This window comes from Kocuria sp. HSID16901 (assembly GCF_003989425.1).
GTDB classification, from domain to species: Bacteria; Actinomycetota; Actinomycetes; order Actinomycetales; family Micrococcaceae; genus Rothia; species Rothia massiliensis.
In genome coordinates this window covers 425,835-442,811 of record NZ_RBLM01000001.1, presented here as the reverse complement: position 1 = coordinate 442,811, position 16,977 = coordinate 425,835, and the positions used below count along the sequence as shown (strand labels likewise).

The following is a 16,977-nucleotide window of genomic DNA, read 5'->3' as shown; positions in this document are numbered from 1 at the left end:
AGATCCCGACACGCCTCACCTTCACCAACAGAAGTGGCCCACCTTCCACTCGGAAGATGGGCCACTTCTCTCACGTCATTCACACGACGGCGTCACCGAATTTACTGCGAACGGTGACGTCCTCGCCGGAACCGCCGCGACGCTTGCTTACGGCTTCCAGTCGGGGCTTCCGTGGGCAACGACCCTCCCTCGGGAGTGGACGCCGCCAATTCCGCTTCTAGGCGTTCATTCCGCCGCGCCTCCCATTCGCTGAAGCTGGCTTCAACCTGGCTATTGACGTCTTCGGCGATTTCCTCCACCAACTCGTTTCGAGCCTGACGTCGCTGCGCCCGGACCAACAGCTCGTGCTCCGCTTGGAGGGATTTGAACAGCGAAACGCACATCAAAACAATCACCACGGAGAACGGCAAAGCGGTCAGGATGGAAATCGTCTGGATCGCATTCAGTGAATTCTCTCCGCCGGCCCAAAGGAGCGACAGCGCGGCACCTCCAGCAACCAACACCCAGAACACTCGAACCCAGGTTTTTGGGTCTGGAGATCCCGAGGATGAAATCATGCCGAGCACGAGCGCTCCCGAATCAGCCGAGGTCACGAAGAACACGATGATCAGAATCACCGATCCCACGATCAGCGCGCCCGAGGCAGGCAGATCCTGAAGCATCGTGAAGAGGACACCATCCGAGGACAACTTCCCCAGTCCCCCCTCACCGAAGAGCTCCCGGTTGAGGGCGGTGCCTCCCATTACGGCAAACCAGAAGAAGGACATCACGGCGGGCACCAACAGGACCGCAACCACAAATTCACGAACCGTACGGCCGCGGGAAACACGGGCAATGAACATACCGACGAAGGCCGACCAGGAAATCCACCATCCCCAGTAGAAGGTCGTCCATGTTCCGGCAAACTCTTGGCCTTCAGAACCGTTGAAGGCGAACGTCGAAAAGGTCATCTGGATGACGTTCTGTAGGTAGCTGCCGATGGACTGCACAAACTCCCGCAGCAGGAAAATAGTCGGCCCCATGATCAGCACGAACAGCACGATCACCGCCGCCAAAATCAGGTTGCCGTTGGACAACCACTTCATCCCCTTTTCGAGGCCCGTCACCACGGAGAAGAGCGTGACGGCGGACAACAAGACGATGATCAGCGTGTAGCCGAGGTTATTTGACGCATCAATATCCAGGAACCCGAGGCCCGAGGCGATCTGCATGACGCCTAGCCCCATCGAGGTCGCGACGCCAAAGAGGACCCCCACCAGAGCGACGATGTCGATGAGGTCGCCCCACACGCCGCTGATTCTCTTTCCCAGGAGCGGCTTCAGCGAGAAGCGGATGGACAATGGGAGCTTTTTACGATGCGTCGCGTAGGCGATGGCCATTCCCACGATCACGTAAATCGCCCATGGGTGAAGACCCCAGTGCAGGAAGGAACGTGACATCGCCTGTTGGGCTACCTGCTCCGGCGCACCAGAGACCTCCGGCGGAGGGGACGCGAAGTGGGAGATCGGTTCGGACGCGCCGTAAAAAACCAGCCCAATTCCCATGCCTGCCGCAAACAGAAAGGCCAGCCAGGTCCGGAACGAGTAGTCGGGCGTGGAGTCATCGGGCCCCAACTTGATGTCCCCCAGTCGACTGAAACCGAGGTACAAGGCAAAGATGACGAAAATGGCAACAATCGCCGTGTAGTACCACCCAAAGTATCCAATGACGTCTTCCTGAAGGGCAGTAAACACGTTATTGGCCTGCTCCGGAAACATCATAGTGATGCTAATGAATATCGCCATGATGATGGCAGCAGGAACAAAGACACGAGGGTCGATGGCACCTCGCTTCATTTTTCGTTGAAGCCTGTCAGAGACGTCTCCAACCCCCAAATCCGGCTTATCCGTCAGAAAATTCGCCATACACCACTCACTTCTTCACTCACATCCACGGGTCTCGACTAAAAGATTGGTTTACTATCTAATTTCTGGTCGACAGATTTTCGGATGACCGCCGTACAAATTAACAGCTAAATGCCACCTGATTAAACACTAAACAAAATATCGACGCCGAAGCTAACTCACGCCGAACATTGCCGGTCGGTGCGAGAGCAGACGAGGCGAACCATCCCTTATGCACGTGTGGAATCTCTCGCACGCACGGAGCACAATGGAGACATGAGTGTTACAGAGCTGTCCGACGTCACGTCCTTCGAGTCTTGGAAGGCCCTCGCGAATCATCATTCCGGGCTGACCCCCGATCTACGGTCCTGGTTCGAACAGGACCCCCAACGAGCCGAAAACTTCACCGTGACGGCCGGAGACCTGGTTGCCGATCTATCGAAGAACCTGGTCACTGAGGAAACCCGAAGCCTCCTTCTCAAGCTTGCGGAAGATGCGGGCGTCGAAAAGCGCCGCGATGCCATGTTCGCTGGCGAACACATCAACGTCACCGAAGACCGTGCCGTGCTCCACACTGCATTGCGCCGCCCCCGCGGGGCGTCCCCGGAACTTGTGGTGGATGGTCAAAACATCGACGAAGACGTCCACGAAGTTCTCGCCAAGATTTATGACTTCGCCGACCGGGTGCGTTCTGGCGAGTGGACGGGAGTCACTCAACGCCCGATTGAAACCGTGGTCAACATCGGCATCGGCGGTTCCGATCTGGGTCCCGTCATGGCCTATGAGGCCCTAAAACCTTACGCCCAGGACGGCCTGTCGGCGCGCTTCATCTCGAACATCGATCCGACCGACTCCGCCGAAACCATCGCAGACCTCGACCCGGAAACCACGCTCTTCATCGTGGCGTCCAAGACCTTCGGAACCTTGGAGACCCTGACCAACGCGCGGGTGTGCCGCACGTGGCTCCTGGATTCACTGCGCGCATCGGGTGCGTTAGAGAATTCGTCGGAGGCCGAAGCGGTCAAGCGCCACTTCGTCGCCGTCTCCACCGCATTGGACAAGGTCGAAGACTTCGGAATCGACCCCGAGAATGCGTTTGGATTCTGGAACTGGGTCGGCGGACGCTATTCCGTCGACTCAGCTATTGGCACGTCCTTGGCAGTCGTCTTAGGCCCGGACGTCTTCGAAGAATTCCTGGCCGGCTTCCACACCATGGACGAGCACTTCCGCACGGCCCCAGCCGAGCAGAATCTCCCCTTGCTCATGGGGTTGCTCAATATCTGGTACGTGAACTTCTTCGAGGCATCCTCGCACGCCGTTCTGCCGTACGACCAGTTTCTGCACCGGTTCCCCGCGTATCTCCAGCAGCTCACCATGGAATCCAACGGCAAGTCGGTCCGATGGGACGGATCCCCCGTCACCACGCAAACCGGGGAAATCTTCTGGGGCGAACCCGGAACCAACGGTCAGCACGCCTTCTACCAGTTGATTCACCAGGGCACGCGGACCATCCCAGCGGACTTCATCGCCTTCGCCAATCCGGTTCATCCCACCCGCGATGGCGAGAACGATGTTCACGAGCTCTTCTTGGCCAACTTCTTCGCCCAGACCAAAGCCTTGGCTTTCGGAAAGACGGCCGACGAGGTCCGTGCGGAAGGCACGGATGAGTCCGTGGTGCCCGCACGCGTATTCTCCGGAAACCGCCCGACGACGTCCATCATGGCCCCGGCTCTGACTCCGTCGGTGTTGGGCCAGCTCATCGCGCTTTACGAACACATCACCTTCGTCGAAGGAACCATTTGGGGCATCGACTCCTTCGACCAGTGGGGCGTGGAATTGGGTAAGCAGCTCGCTCAGGCACTCGCCCCGGCGGTCGGCGGCGACCAGGACGCCGTCGCCCGTGAGGATTCCTCGACGCGCTCGCTGATCTCCTACTACTTGAAGCAGCGCAGCAAGTAGTCGCCTCGTCGTGCGTTCCCTCAGTCGGTTGTCCCGGCGAGGGAACGCACGACTTCTCGGAGTGCCACGTCCACGCCACGGTTAATCAGCTGCTGATCCATCACGGGCTGACTCTCTGTAGTAGCCGTTTCAGGCGTGAGCGGCACATGGATGAACCCTCCTCGTAAGATGCCGCGCCCTTCAGCGGTATGCAGGGTCTCGTACAAGATGCGATTGCACACGTACGTTCCGGCCGAATTCGAAATCCTCCCCGATAATCCTTCCGATTCCCACGCCGCGACAATGCGATGAATCGGGAGGGTGCTGAAATACGCATTCGGGCCGCCCGCGACCACGGGCTCATCGACGGGTTGCCTACCCCTGTTATCGGGGATCCTGGCGTCGATGCAGTTAATCGCTACTCTTTCCACACACAGGTGAGACCTCCCGATGGCCACACCGATATTGATCACGACCTCCGGCCGATGTTTCGCACAAGACGTCGCCAAATATCGGGGAGCCTCATCGAAGTCCACAGGTAAACGTTCGGCGACGACGTCGTGGTTCGAGTCGTCCCAAAGTTCAGCGGCCCGAAGCGCGGCCTCCCACGATGGATTGGACTCGAGCCCGTCGAAGGGCTCGAAGCCGGTCAGGAGAATACGCGTCACGGTCAAGGCCTCCAGAAGGGTTGAGGGAACGAAGAATACTTCGCCCGCGAATCTACGCTTCAGCCGTGACGCACGGTATCCCGGGCCACATACCACACCCGGTCCGCATTCTGTCCGCAAACGCCCAATAACAGGGAGTTATCCACAGGTCCGAACGGTTCTTTTACATCTAGCCACGCAACGTAAAATAGGCCCCCGCCCACCGGTGAAGGTGAGCGGGGGCCTTGAATATGGAACTTGCGTCAGAAGCTACCGGACTCTGTGCCGTCTAGCTCGATCCGGTATTGTCCACGCTCTAACACCCCAAGTGTCGGGATTCCGACGCCGAGCTGCTGGGCCATGGAAGAAAAACCTTCACGCAAGTATGGGTAAACCTGCATGAACACCACATCTGACAGAAATATTTCCTTGTCTTCCTTGGACAAGTTCAATTCTTCCGGGTTCGAATAAATGACGTGCACCTTCACAGAGATTTCCAGCGAGCCACCCTCTTCGGCAGTAGAGAGCCCGAATCCAAGCTCGATGTACTGACCCCACTCAAACAACTTGAAGTCGACATCTAGGTTGGAAGGACGCTCATCGTCTTCCCTTATCCTGTGGAGCTTACCTACCCGCTCTATGTTGCGAATAACCTTCAGGTCAACCTTTTCAATGAAGGTCTGAACCGGCACGACGTTGGATTCAGGCCGCAAGAGAGAAGTCCGTCCTCTTCTCGGATGTTGCAGTAGAGGCTAACTTCAGTTGAACCCGACGCTCACCAGTTTTTTCCATGTCAGGGATGGCAAAAGACCCTTGTCTTTTCCACCCCCTGGAATACTGACCATCCGCATCATCGTGGACAGCGTGTTCAATCAAGGCTTCTACAGCGTTGGCATAGCGTTGAATTGTAGAAAGTTTCGGATCATGATCGTAACCTTCGAAGGCAGCGACAGTCGGCTGAGTAACCCCCATAGCGTCGGCCACCTGTTGTTGCGTCAGACCTTTATCCTTGCGAATTTGGACCAGTTGTTCCAGCATGTCCGCATCTTCGTTATACAGAACCTCTGCGCGCCTGACAGCGGGATCGCTGGGATCGATACCCAGGGCCTGATCTAACTTGTTCATAGAGTGCACTCTATATCCTTCTCAGTTGCTCGTCCATCCGCGACGGGCGAACAGCTCCTCGCAGCGTTCGCCAGCACAATCCATGCGGTCATCCTGCACCTCAGCTATGGTCTTAGAGTCACAACTGATGTCCTTGATATGCGCCAAGAACGCCACAACTACTTCTAGGCGCTCATTCGGCTCTCCGTAGTAGATCCGAAGGGGTGTATTGGATTCCCAGGTCTGCCATAACTCCCACAACGCCGGTTGCCGCCGAACTGGCTTCGCACCTTGCTTGTTTGCCTTACGAATCGGTTTGCCGTCTTCGATGTCTTGAATCAGCCGCTTGTACTTCGCACGCCTCTGGTTTAGGACTAGGGGCTCCACCGGCCGTTTCACCCAGGTTCCATCGCGATTCACAAACATACTGTGCTTCATGCATTCAGCTAGTTCTTCATTGAAGATTTCGGCACCTTCAGCATCTTGATATGCCACGAAAGTTCGTCTCGAGGACTCATTGGTCAAACGGCTGTGGCGGGTCGATGGCATAGGACGATCATAATTGAGTGAATGCAAAAAGAGGCCCCACCCACCAATAAAGGTGGGTGGGGCCTTCTTCTGTTTAGACGGGGGTGGTCCGTGTCCCAACGACTACGGTCGGGACGTTGGTATCTTCCGAGGACGTCACGGGGCTTCCGAGACCGTCCGAACCGTAGACGAGTTCCGGCTCGCCGTTAGCTACGTGGGAGCCGGTATAGGTTTCCGCCTCCTCCGTTCCTGGTTCAGCGCTCGGGGCGGTGTCGGCCAACGGCGTGGACGTTCCGGTAGGCACTTGGGCGCTGGCTTTCGGTGTGTTGGTGAACGCCGTGAAGCCGAACGCCGTACCCAGGAAGGCGTAGACCGCCAAGGTCACGATCAGCCATACGGGCGGCTCATAGCCGGCGGAGGAATAGCCGACCTGGATAGCGCCGATTGCTACACCCAGGAAACCGTAGACGAGGTAGATGGTCTTGCGGACGTTGGCGGGGATCGCCTCCACAAAATTGTTCTCCATAGTGCTCTCCTTAGAAGTCGTAGGTGTTCTTGGTGATCTTGTCCCACCAGTCCTTGCGGGCCTTACCTACCTCAGCTTCGGGGTAGCCGGTGACCCATTCGTCCTTGCCCTTGGCGTTGCGGACCCATCGTCCATATACCTTGCGAAGTAGCGGCCCGAAGTCGCCATCACCCAGCACGCCGGGAATGCCGACCTTGAACTGGTCGAACAGCACGCGAACCATCTTCTTCGTGTTCCACGTGTTCCGGTCGATCGCTTTGAGCAACTGGACTACGCCGCGCTCTTGAGTACCGGGCTCACCGGTATAGGAGAACGTACCGAAGATGCCTCCACGGGTGATCTCGGTGTCCTTCCTGATGATGCGAAGCTCTCGAATGATGTCGTCGTATTCCTTGGACGTGAGACTCAGCTCCTCTCTGAGTGCCGCCCTGGCGGCGTTGTTGTTTTCTTTGTGGGCGTTGACCTGTTCGATGACCCAGTCGATCTTGTGCATGTAGTCACCGGGGCAGGCCGTGGGGCTCCAGTGCTGGTGGGGGTATACCTTCAAGGAGCCATAAGCGGATTCGAGCCACCCGATTACCTCGACAAGGGTTTCGAGGTCCTTGTCGGTCATCCTCGGGTTGCATTCGATACCGATAGTGGTGCGGTTGCCTTGGGCACTCCCGGCGTGCCATGCAACGTTCTCCGGGGACACCAGGCACGCAACCCGGCCGGCTTCCAGGACGAAGTGCGCGCTCTTACCCGTACCGGGTTTGCAGAGCTCGTTCGCCGTCGCCTCGAACGAAGGGTTATTGGCGGGATCACCCCACCAGTGCACCGTCACCCCCTCGATGACACGTGGGCCACCGAACACCACGGGCACCTGTGCTGCCGGCGTGAAATTCGGGCTGTTGTACGTTGTTTCGTCGAGCGTGTAGCTCATTCGTGTTCTCCTGGAAGGAATAAAAAATGCACCCCTCGGGGTGCATGGATTATTTGTCGTTGAGGATCTCGTCGAGTCCCGGTGGTCGTTGATGCCGTTCCCCTGTCAGAGCGTCCAATCGAACTTCCAGGTCGAGAGCATAGGAGACGACGCGGCGCAGTTTGACCCATAGTGTCTCGACTTTGGCTCGTTGCTCTTGGATGATGGCCCACTGTTTGAGGTTCGATTCTTCAAGGTTTGTGACCCTGTCAGCGAGCACAGAGAATGCGTCCCCCATCTTCTTCGCGGCGTCGACTTTCTCGGGGGTCTTCTTGGTCCATAACGTCATCAGTGAGAGTGCCAGGCCGCTAAGAAACGACGCAATCGAGGCGATCAATTCATCCAATTGGTTCTCCTCGCCTAGCTGATGGGCGTCCCTGGTAGTTCTTCTGGCCACGGGTCGTCTGTTGGCCATTGTGTGGACGCCGCCATCCGGCCAGTGGTGGTTCCGACGTTGACGAGGATCTTGTTCCCGTCGTTGACCTGGCTGTAGTAGAGATTCGCGATCGTTGGGTCTTGAAGGACCGGGATTACTCTTGCCCGGGAGGAACCGTTCGCGTCGATTAACCGTGCAGAATGAGAAACCCAGTTCCAGCCGGGGATACCATTTCGCTGCGCACGGAAACCGGGAAGCACATCCCATATGGTGAACACGCTGACGTTATCGATCGGACTGATCTGCGCCATAAAATGCACAATTGTTCCGATTCTGCGGACCATGGTTCCATTCCAGAAGGAAGACTTATCCCGGTCGAGTTCCGGTGGTACAGGTAATTTTCGCCATCCGGTGTCGCCATGGGTGACGCCCCATCGTGCCGGGGTTTTCATCCACTGCCAGGCCCCTGTCCCCGCCCCATCTGTCGAATAGAACGAGGCACCGACCGGTGCTGTAACAACGGTCTGCCTGTTTTGCTGAAGCGTTGATGCAATATCGGGGCGGCCAGGCCCAACAATCTGGAACATGGTCGGGTTACCCGGGTCCCCACTCGGGCCAGCTGGTCCCCTATATCCTTGTGGGCCTCTTTTGCCTTCAGGTCCCCGCTCTCCCCTTGGCCCTCGTTCGCCCACTGGGCCAGTCTTACCGGCCGGTCCTCGTTGGCCAGGCGGCCCTGGAGGAGGCTCGGGCAAAGGGTACGTTTCGGTGGTGCCGTCGGACATGTTCAAGGCCACCATGCCTTCAACGAGGGACACACTGACGATTCCTCGACCGTCCTTCCCACGTGTCACCCATTGCCCGGTCACTGGGTCAGGCGCCGGCATCACCTGCGCGAGGTCCACGGTCTGCCCATGGGCTAGTTGGAAATCGAACCCAGGGAAGTCCACGTACCCGGTGGGCGATTCCAGGTGAAACTCGACGTTCCACGTCCATGCGTCAGGTTCTACTTCTTTCCCCGGTGCTAGAAGGCGGACACCCAAATTGCCGTCATATGTGAGACGCCCGTCGTGATCGAGGCAAGCCTTCACCGACGACGGCAAGTAGACCGCTTCACTGTCTCTCATCGAGACCGCTCGGGCAGTGAAAAGGACCGTCCCCGACAGTGGTACACGGTCCTGGTTCTCATCGTTGCTGGTAGCGACGGGTGCGAGGAATCGTCCCGTCACCAGCCCAAATTCGCTCATCTCTTCCTTTCGTCATCTTTCAGCTCATGGCGTCGTCGTTCGTCTAGACGTGATCACCCTAGGCGTGAAGGACGTCGTACCGGTCGATGGGTTCTGTTCGACATGGGTGACTAAACAATCGAACGTGTATCCCCACCTGCGGGACGCGTCGATCGTGACGACCTGCCCAACGTCGATACGTGGGTCGAAAACCGTTGTCACGTCTTTGAACACTGGGTGTGGGGTAGAGAAGTATCGTGCCAGCACGTCGCGCATGTACTCACCGCCCCCGTGCCCCCGGTAGATGCCCATGTCATGGAGCAGCTCGGGGCCGGGCGGCCCGCCAGTCGATTTAGTCAGCGTCCGGGCCCGGATTTTCGTAACCATGCCTCCAGCCCTTAGAACCGGCATCGCGTCCCCCGCTGTCGCGTCCAAACCGAGTGACGACGCGATCCAAGGAGACATCATCGGTTTCGATTCCTTCACCCACAGGCCCTTGTACCCATAATCGATGAGGTACGTGCGCGGACTTAACCGGGTCACATTGCAGAACAACCTGCTACCGGGAATATGCCGATCCTGGGCCCCGGTTTCGCCTCGAGCCTTCTCAGATAGGCGAGCCACCGAAAAGGCCGATCCCCACCCAAACCAGAGGCGCTGCGTCCGTTCAGTCCAACGACTCTCCCCTTTCAGAGTGTTCCAGCGGTCGAATCGCGAGTTCAGGTTCGTCGGGACGGTATCAACCTCGAAGAAGTCCTTGTCTTCCGGGACGGTAAAGAATTCCGTCATCTTCCACCGGGCGTCGAAAGTATCCGAGGTAGTTCCTTGCCAGGCGGTGATCACTGGGTCACCTGAACCGGTCATCGTCACCTCATGAGTCAGGCCTTTCACCTTCACTACGGAAGCCGCATGCGTGTAGGAGGCTTCCCATTCCAGCGGGGCGTAGTCGCCTTCGTTGAGCGTCAAGATTGGTCGTCGGGCGCGAAGCTGCTCGCCCGAAACGAAATTCAGGGTCCCTTCACCGTCGATCCACGAGGAAATGCAAAATGGTGTGGACACCGAGTCGATGGCTGCTTTCCCCGATTGGTCTTCCGCACCGGGAATGTACCCGGCCTTGAAGTTCGGAACCTCGTAGTTGACCCGGCCCGCCCGCCTCGTGCCCGTGAACCGTTTCCAGGTGTCCACGGTGGACCCCGCGGGCATTCGCCCCATAACCAGGTCGAAAACGATCCCGGTACCCGACTTGTAAAGGAAGATCGGCGCAGTCCTAGGTCCGGTGGATTTGCTGCCGTCGACCGGTATCAGCGTTGAATCTGGGTCCGTTCGCGTCAGCCCGGTGTCATAGTAGACGTCGTCCACCCTCGCCCACATCTTGTCGCCAACTCTGGCGGGATAAAACAAGCCAATGACGTGTGTTCCCGACAGTGTGGTCACCCTGACGGGATGCTGAATCGAGGTGTACACGTAAAAAACGCCGCCAGTCACACCCATCTGTACCGTGGTTGAACTATTAAACCGGCAGCCGGCATACAGGTATGAGGATCCATCAAAGTTATGAACTTCCGCTTCGATCCACATGCCCGTGGCTGCGACCGTCGAGTCGGTCGTGTCCCAACAGCCCACGCCGGTCAGGAGTCCGATGCGACTCGGGCCGGTGGCAGACGCTTTGATCTGCCCGAAGATTGGCTCACCGGAACCATTCTCGGTTGCGCCGGCCACGATCAAAGCTCCTTCGCTGGACAGGAAGTCGGTCCACAAGGAACCGACAAGGTGAGCGCGAAGGAAGAACCGTCCCCCGTATCCGGGGTAGCCCACCCCAAACTCGCATTGCTTCACGACTTCACCGAGAACGAAAGACATCGCCGTTCCCGGGTACCGCTCCGGCCATACCGTGTTCTGCCGTCGCGGAAGATTAGAAACCAGCGGATACCGGGACACAGACCGATTAAGCTGGTCCGAGTCGTCGATGATCCTAGACACCAGTGGTTGCCCCATTCCCCCAGTTGTCACATCGATAACCCCAGTGAAAACCCTCCGCTGGACCGTGACACCCTCAGCAGTAACTACGACTTGAACCGTGACAGGATCTCCCGGGCGTGGGTACTTTGGGTCCAGCGGCGAGATACCGTCGTAAATCAATTCACTCGGTTTCCACCGGATCTCGCCGGTCCGTTGTTCCACAGCGTCACCAGAAGTAAATCTTCCAGGCAGATCATTCGTAATGGACGCGGCCCACGTGACATCCTGAACCCCCATGTCCACACCACGAACGGTCACCAACGTATAGATACTTGTCACGGACTTGTTTGTCATCGGACCTCGTAACTATTTCGCAATTCAGTGATCGTGAAAGATCGTTTCGAATAGGACTGGTGGGTAAACCCCCTGGAACGTGCTGACTGCATAGTGTCCCCAGCAGGCGTGACTAGAACGGACCCCACGCGTGTTCCCGTACCGTACTCGTACAAATGCTCCCCAAGGGTTATCGCCGGGGCCGTGAATCTACCTCTCATAAACACCTTCACGAAACGAGCCTCCGACACAGCGGGATAAACCGTGTGCTCACGACGCCACGACTTAGTCGCATGATGATCCAACACATAATTGACCACGTTCGACCCGCCCCTCCAGTACTCCACACGAGACAGAACAGGCCCATCCGCGTAGAAGGACAAACAAAGACGACGCTCCCCACTGGCCGGTAACGGTAGCTGATCCGCGATCCTCACGACCTCGTCAGATTCCACGTACCCAAACACCGGACCGTCCTCGGTCACCACAGGATTTTTCATGAACCCCGGCACCAGAGACAGACCTGACTCTTCCCGAGTGAGCATGTTCGTTCGCTCCCCTGCTGTCGGGATGAAACACACCTTGCCACGGTCGTACCAAGACTTATGGTCCGTGAAAGAAGACAAGAACATCGCATCCCGCGGCGTCATCAGTGAATACCCGACAGTCCAAGTGCGATTGCCCACCAGGCCACCGAAAATGGTCGCTGATTGCGAACCGTCGGCAGCCTGATGGAAGGTCACATGATCCTGGTAGCTGGTTTCAAGAGACACCGGACATTTCAGCCGGTAAAGGCCATCTATTGTCGTACCGAGATGCATTACCCCTACCTCCGACTCCCGTACTGCCTTTCAGCCATCTGCATCTGCCCGTAGAATTCACGACCGCCAATCTGCACCATTGGTCTCCACGAAGCGAGCGCCGCAGAAACCGCTCCCGCGATCTCATCGGTGGCCCTACCCCGGGGAATGAAGCCGCTCGCAGGAGGCCCGTACCCGGGCGAAGGCGAACCGCCGTAGACGAATCCGCGGTGCCCCTTGAGATCTCTAGGGTTCCCAGGGATAACGCCGCCGGAGTTCATCCATTCAACCCAGCGCCGGTTCTTCGCGGTGGCGTCGCTATTGAGGATGAATTCCGTGGACTGCACACCGATCATTTCGCCGGTATCAATCACCATCGCCCTGAGGTTGTCCTTCAACCGGTTTACGGGTCTGGCACCCGGGATGAGCCCGCCGCCAGTAGCGAATCCCCTCATGGGTACACCTGCCGTCCCCCTAGCGATGGAACCGACCTGTCCGCCGGTTGCACCACCGTGCAAGGACGGATCAGCAAGGGACATGCCCTGGTTGTGATACCTGGTCATAACATCGATGAAAACTTGCCTACCGCGTACGGAATTAATGGCATTTTGTACCGAGGCGACACCGTTCTCTGTAACAAAGATCGTGGCGTCACCATCCGTGATGCCATTAATCGCTCCCTGCACCGTATAAACAGTGCCTTGGTCCGTGACCTCTACCTTCGTAGTTTTCCCACGAATGTCATTAATCTGCCCTTGCGTCAGGCGCGATGTACCACGATCGGTAACCAATACTTCAGGCGTCGCACCGTGGATACTGTCCACTTTCGCCTGGACTGCACCAACAGTGCCCCGATCGGTGGCCGTGATATCTACAGACTTTTGACCTGGGATGCTGTCAACGGAGCCTTTGGTTTCCTTCGCCTTACCATTGGCAAAATCAGACATCCACGTCTCTATGGACTTGTTATCAGGAATGCCCATCACGTACCGGGCCAGCTGGTCCGCCGCCTGCCCGGTGATCCCAAACTGTCCGGCGGACTGAATCAACCCGTTAAAGGTTTGATGCAACGATTTGACGATGTCCTGCTGAGTAGCGTCAGCGTTAGCTAATGCCTTCGCGTAATCGAGTCCAGCTTTCGAGGCATCCAAGAAAGCCCCTTGGGCTTTTCTTCCTGCCTCGGTGGTTAAATCGAAACCAGTGCCAGAATCGTTGAGGGCCTGGCCCATGCCACCGAGTTTTTCGTTGATGTCCTTTACCGCTTCAGAAACGTCGGCCATGGACTCTTGGAACTTGGATTCCGCTTCCGCGACGCTGATATGCGCTAAACCGAGTGCTTCCAGCCCCTTGACGACATCACTCATGGATTGGGCGGTGTCTTGTGACGCCTGCCCCATGCCGGCGATACCGTCCTTTGCTTTATCAGCACCATCAGCGGCCGCAGCGAGAGTATCGGGCATCTTGCTCATCATCGCGTCCAGCTTCTCCGAATCAGTCAGAGTCACGTGCTGAGTTGTCGCGTAGTCCTCAATTGCTGCTTTCAGTTTCGGGAATCGTGCAACAGCCTCATCGACATTTCCGCCCTTACTTTTCACCTCATCCATAAACTGACCGAACGCCTGTGTCGCCTCGGTGATGCTGCCTTTACCGACCATATTGGCTAACGCATCGTCAAGGTTCCCAATGTCTTTTTCCATGGCCACCATGCCTCGGGACATGTGCGGCCCTGCGGCACCAAGCTGAACGAGCGCGTCGGAGACCCCGTTGATATTTCTAACGTGACCGTCCCACCAAGGCCCGTTCGCCCACTCGGAATTCTTGAATGCCGCATCAATCTGCGAAATACCTGCCGAGCTGTCGGCGAGAGCGTTTTCCATCGAGTTAGCCCCGACGGTGGCATCGGCCATGGCCTCGCCTAATGCGCTAATTCCCGCTGCGATCGTACCCGCGATAGCCAGCGCGCCAAGTCCTTTGCCAACTCCGTTGAAAGCCCGGCCCATGCGGGTACTTGACCCTTCTGCGTTGGTCATCGCCACACCAAGGTTTTCCAGGTTGCCCTTGAACTCAGATAGGAAGGAGGTTAGCTTCATGCCACCACCAACAGCGACTAGTGCGGCCCCGCCGATGCCTGCGATAGCCGCGCTTGCCGACAGCACTGGTCCGGGAATCTGTCCGATCTTGTCCACCACACGGCCGACGAATTGCACGATGAAGCGTAGGGCGTCGTTCGCGCCGGACCCGGAGCGTAGGAACACGGTTTCCATGGACCCACCGAGCTTTTCGAGATCGCCACGGAGGTTGTCCTGCTTCGCCGCGGCGGTTTCGGCTGCGTAACCAGTGTCGTTGACCTTGTCGATCCACCCTTGGATTCCGGTTTGGCCCTGGGTGTAGAGAACGTTGGCGCTACGCACGGCGTCGGACCCGAAGATCGTGGCCATAGCGGCGCTACGTTGCGCGTCGGTGAGGCCTCCCATTTTGTCGTGGAGCTGACCGGCTAGGTTCGCTAAGCCGACGAACTTGCCTTGCTGGTCATACATTGTGATGCCGAGCCCGTCGAGCATCGCCTTGGATTCCTTCGACGGCGCTTGGAGACGTTGGAGCATCGTCTTGAATGACGTGCCCGCGTCCGAGCCGGTGAGCCCGGCGGATGCGAAGGCGGCGAGCCCGCCGGTGGTTTCCTCAATCGACAGCCCCGACTGGGACGCGATCAAACCGGTTTGCTTCAGTGCCGCACCCATGTCGTGGACGGAGCCTTGCGCCTTGCCCGCGCCAGCGGAGAGTAGGTCCGCCACATGGCTCAGGTTGGTACCTTTGAGCCCGAACTGTGTCATTGCTGAGGCGGCTGTTTCTGCGGCTTCTCCGACGTCGAGCTGACCGGCGGCGGCCAACGACAAGGCGCCGGTCAGTCCACCGCTGAGAATTTCTTTAGTGGAGACGCCGGCCTTGGCGAGTTCGTCGATGCCCTGGGCCGCTTCGGTGGCCGAGTAGGCGGTGTCTGCACCAGCCCTGATAGCGGCTTCGCGGAGGAGGTTTAGGTTACCGGTGGTCTCGTGGGTGTCAGCTTTGACGTTGGACATGGCCGTGTCAAAGTCGGCATATGCTTTGACCATTCCGCCGATTCCGGCGGTGATCACACCACCGGACACAACCGCGGTAGTGGATACTTGCTGCCACGCGTGGGCGTGTTCGCGCTGTTTGGCGATTAGTGAATCAGTGAATCCGCCGACGCCGCCCCATGCAGAGCGCACACCGTTCGCGGAGGTTGCCGCTTCCTCGCCCGAAGCTGACCAGGCCGACGAGACCAGTTTCGCCCCGGACACACCGGGTACTTCCACGCCGTTCCAGGAGCCGCGAACCTTCGCTGCCATGCCGGTCGCGTCGATACCAGCAGATGACCATGCTTTATCGACGCGACCGGCCGCGCTCACCGCACCCGAGTCAATGCCCGACCACGCTTTTTGAGTCTTGCTCGCCGACGAGGCGGCACCATCACCAGCGGTAGACCACGAAGACTTGATGTTCGACGCCGCAGACTTCGACGCATTGGACGCCTCAGACATGGCCGTTTTGAAAGCGCCAATCTCGGCTGTGAGCCGGATCGTGACGTTCTGGTCGGCCATTTGAGTGCCCCCCTAGGGTCTATTCGCTATTCGGTTGCATCCACGGCGGCAGGCCGTAACTGGTTGTCTCTTCGTCGTCGTCCGGTTCTCCGGGTACGGCGTAGACGATTTCCCCGGGGCTGGGCCGGTATCCGGGTTCGTTCTGGTGGGATTCGACGGCTTCACGGACCAGGCAGGTGTCAGTGCGGATGGTGAAGCGCCCTGCCATGCCAGGGTCTCGGCACACCGCTAGGGGGTTACCGCATTCCGGGCATTTGGTGTCTTCGGCCAGTTGGTAACCAATGGCGGCGATCTTGTCTCTGTCGGACCAGTCACCGTCAGCGCCGAGGAAGAATGACGGTGGCTGCCCCCACGTCAACGCTGTTTTGATCGCCAGTCGTGCCGCCCCGTTCTCCCCTGTCGCTAGTGCGTCAGCGACGAAATCGAGGCGAAATATCCGCCTGCACGGCGTTGGCGTAGCCCTGGACGAGGGACACGAACTGGGCGCCGATGGTCTGGTGCACCGCCCGCCACTGGTCCACGGTGAGCTTCCGCCCCTGCAACGTCGCCGCACGGGACAAGACCTCGTACCAGTACGTCTCGTCGTCCGCGTAGTTGTAGTTGGTGGGCTTATCCCCGAGTGCTTCACGGCATTCGCGCAGTTCCGGATCAATGAGCGCGTAAACCTCCACCTCGGCCTTGGCCGATTCCATGCGGTTCAACAGGTCTTGCTTCTTCTGCTCGAGTTCGGCGGTGCTGGTCTCCCCCATAGGCTCCATCCCGTCGGGCGCTTTCGCGGCGGCGTCCATCTGCTTTTCGATGCGGTCTACTTCAGCGGAGAGGTTCGCGTCGCGGTAAATGGTGACGGTTTGGCGGAGACGGTGCTCGGTGCCGCCTGCTAACCAGTCGGCCAGGTTGAATCCGTCAACGTCGAGGTTGTTCTGTTCTGTGGCGTTCGTGTTCATGGTGAGGTGTCCCTTTCGGCTCTATCGGCTCGTTGCGTCGGGTCAAAAGTGTTGAGGGGTGTGGCCCGCTACTGGTCGAGCCGACTCAGGCCGGTAGCGGGCACAAAAAGGACCACCGGGCCCAGTAGGCCAAGT

The 16,977-nt window shown here is 58.3% G+C and carries 14 protein-coding genes; 1 reads left to right on the top strand and 13 read right to left on the bottom strand.

Translation table 11 applies throughout. The annotated features are described in order from the left end of the window. Window positions 1-101 precede the first annotated feature (101 nt). Window positions 102-1,904 (bottom strand): BCCT family transporter, encoded by a 1,803-nt coding sequence (locus tag D8M21_RS02165; RefSeq protein WP_053089971.1) that lies wholly within the window; start codon window positions 1,902-1,904, stop codon window positions 102-104. A gap of 255 nt (window positions 1,905-2,159) precedes the next feature. On the opposite strand from D8M21_RS02165, the gene pgi reads away from it, so the two are divergent. Beyond that, entirely contained in the window at window positions 2,160-3,842 is a 1,683-nt protein-coding gene (gene pgi / locus D8M21_RS02160; RefSeq protein ID WP_048680640.1) for a glucose-6-phosphate isomerase, read from the top strand. A 20-nt stretch (window positions 3,843-3,862) separates the two neighbouring features. Here the strand turns inward: pgi and pcp are convergent, their stop codons facing one another. The 12 genes from pcp to D8M21_RS02100 all read right to left on the bottom strand — a co-directional run bounded on the left by pcp (window position 3,863) and on the right by D8M21_RS02100 (window position 16,842). After that, window positions 3,863-4,489, bottom strand: coding sequence for a pyroglutamyl-peptidase I (pcp, locus tag D8M21_RS02155; protein WP_065424264.1), 627 nt, complete (start codon window positions 4,487-4,489; stop codon window positions 3,863-3,865). Window positions 4,490-4,731: 242 nt separating this feature from the next. Further along, a complete protein-coding gene (locus tag D8M21_RS02150; RefSeq protein ID WP_048680478.1) occupies window positions 4,732-5,160 on the bottom strand; it encodes a hypothetical protein in 429 nt (142 codons plus the stop codon). Between the two features lie 10 nt (window positions 5,161-5,170). Beyond that, window positions 5,171-5,593, bottom strand: coding sequence for a helix-turn-helix domain-containing protein (locus D8M21_RS02145; protein WP_053089972.1), 423 nt, complete (start codon window positions 5,591-5,593; stop codon window positions 5,171-5,173). A gap of 21 nt (window positions 5,594-5,614) precedes the next feature. Beyond that, window positions 5,615-6,121, bottom strand: a complete 507-nt coding sequence (locus tag D8M21_RS02140; protein ID WP_126855619.1) for a hypothetical protein — start codon at window positions 6,119-6,121, stop codon at window positions 5,615-5,617. A gap of 73 nt (window positions 6,122-6,194) precedes the next feature. Beyond that, on the bottom strand, window positions 6,195-6,626 hold the full coding sequence (locus D8M21_RS02135) for a hypothetical protein (RefSeq protein ID WP_048680483.1): 432 nt from the start codon (window positions 6,624-6,626) through the stop codon (window positions 6,195-6,197). Between the two features lie 10 nt (window positions 6,627-6,636). Further along, complete coding sequence (locus tag D8M21_RS02130) at window positions 6,637-7,548, bottom strand: peptidoglycan recognition protein family protein (protein WP_048680487.1); 912 nt, start codon at window positions 7,546-7,548, stop codon at window positions 6,637-6,639. 49 nt (window positions 7,549-7,597) lie between these two features. Continuing rightward, window positions 7,598-7,933 carry a hypothetical protein gene (locus D8M21_RS02125; RefSeq protein WP_048680490.1) on the bottom strand — a complete coding sequence of 112 codons (336 nt, stop codon included), beginning with the start codon at window positions 7,931-7,933 and terminating at the stop codon, window positions 7,598-7,600. 14 nt (window positions 7,934-7,947) lie between these two features. Next, entirely contained in the window at window positions 7,948-8,550 is a 603-nt protein-coding gene (locus D8M21_RS11460) for a hypothetical protein (protein ID WP_126855618.1), read from the bottom strand. Window positions 8,551-9,231: 681 nt separating this feature from the next. Then, window positions 9,232-11,499: a hypothetical protein gene (locus D8M21_RS02115; RefSeq protein WP_048680493.1), complete on the bottom strand. Its 2,268-nt coding sequence runs from the start codon at window positions 11,497-11,499 to the stop codon at window positions 9,232-9,234. An 805-nt stretch (window positions 11,500-12,304) separates the two neighbouring features. Next, complete coding sequence (locus tag D8M21_RS02110; RefSeq protein WP_048680496.1) at window positions 12,305-15,898, bottom strand: phage tail tape measure protein; 3,594 nt, start codon at window positions 15,896-15,898, stop codon at window positions 12,305-12,307. A gap of 19 nt (window positions 15,899-15,917) precedes the next feature. Then, entirely contained in the window at window positions 15,918-16,256 is a 339-nt protein-coding gene (locus D8M21_RS02105; RefSeq protein WP_048680498.1) for a hypothetical protein, read from the bottom strand. A gap of 52 nt (window positions 16,257-16,308) precedes the next feature. Continuing rightward, complete coding sequence (locus D8M21_RS02100; RefSeq protein WP_048680501.1) at window positions 16,309-16,842, bottom strand: hypothetical protein; 534 nt, start codon at window positions 16,840-16,842, stop codon at window positions 16,309-16,311. Window positions 16,843-16,977: the final 135 nt, after the last annotated feature.

What these genes read in the sequence shown, in the direction of transcription:
- D8M21_RS02115 (WP_048680493.1), bottom strand. Translation starts at nt 11,499, where the DNA reads ATGACAAACAAGTCCGTGACAAGTATCTATACGTTGGTGACCGTTCGT.
- D8M21_RS02165 (WP_053089971.1), bottom strand. Translation starts at nt 1,904, where the DNA reads ATGGCGAATTTTCTGACGGATAAGCCGGATTTGGGGGTTGGAGACGTC.
- pgi (WP_048680640.1), top strand. Translation starts at nt 2,160, where the DNA reads ATGAGTGTTACAGAGCTGTCCGACGTCACGTCCTTCGAGTCTTGGAAG.
- D8M21_RS02135 (WP_048680483.1), bottom strand. Translation starts at nt 6,626, where the DNA reads ATGGAGAACAATTTTGTGGAGGCGATCCCCGCCAACGTCCGCAAGACC.
- D8M21_RS02100 (WP_048680501.1), bottom strand. Translation starts at nt 16,842, where the DNA reads ATGAACACGAACGCCACAGAACAGAACAACCTCGACGTTGACGGATTC.
- D8M21_RS02130 (WP_048680487.1), bottom strand. Translation starts at nt 7,548, where the DNA reads ATGAGCTACACGCTCGACGAAACAACGTACAACAGCCCGAATTTCACG.
- D8M21_RS02140 (WP_126855619.1), bottom strand. Translation starts at nt 6,121, where the DNA reads ATGCCATCGACCCGCCACAGCCGTTTGACCAATGAGTCCTCGAGACGA.
- D8M21_RS11460 (WP_126855618.1), bottom strand. Translation starts at nt 8,550, where the DNA reads ATGTTCCAGATTGTTGGGCCTGGCCGCCCCGATATTGCATCAACGCTT.
- D8M21_RS02145 (WP_053089972.1), bottom strand. Translation starts at nt 5,593, where the DNA reads ATGAACAAGTTAGATCAGGCCCTGGGTATCGATCCCAGCGATCCCGCT.
- D8M21_RS02110 (WP_048680496.1), bottom strand. Translation starts at nt 15,898, where the DNA reads ATGGCCGACCAGAACGTCACGATCCGGCTCACAGCCGAGATTGGCGCT.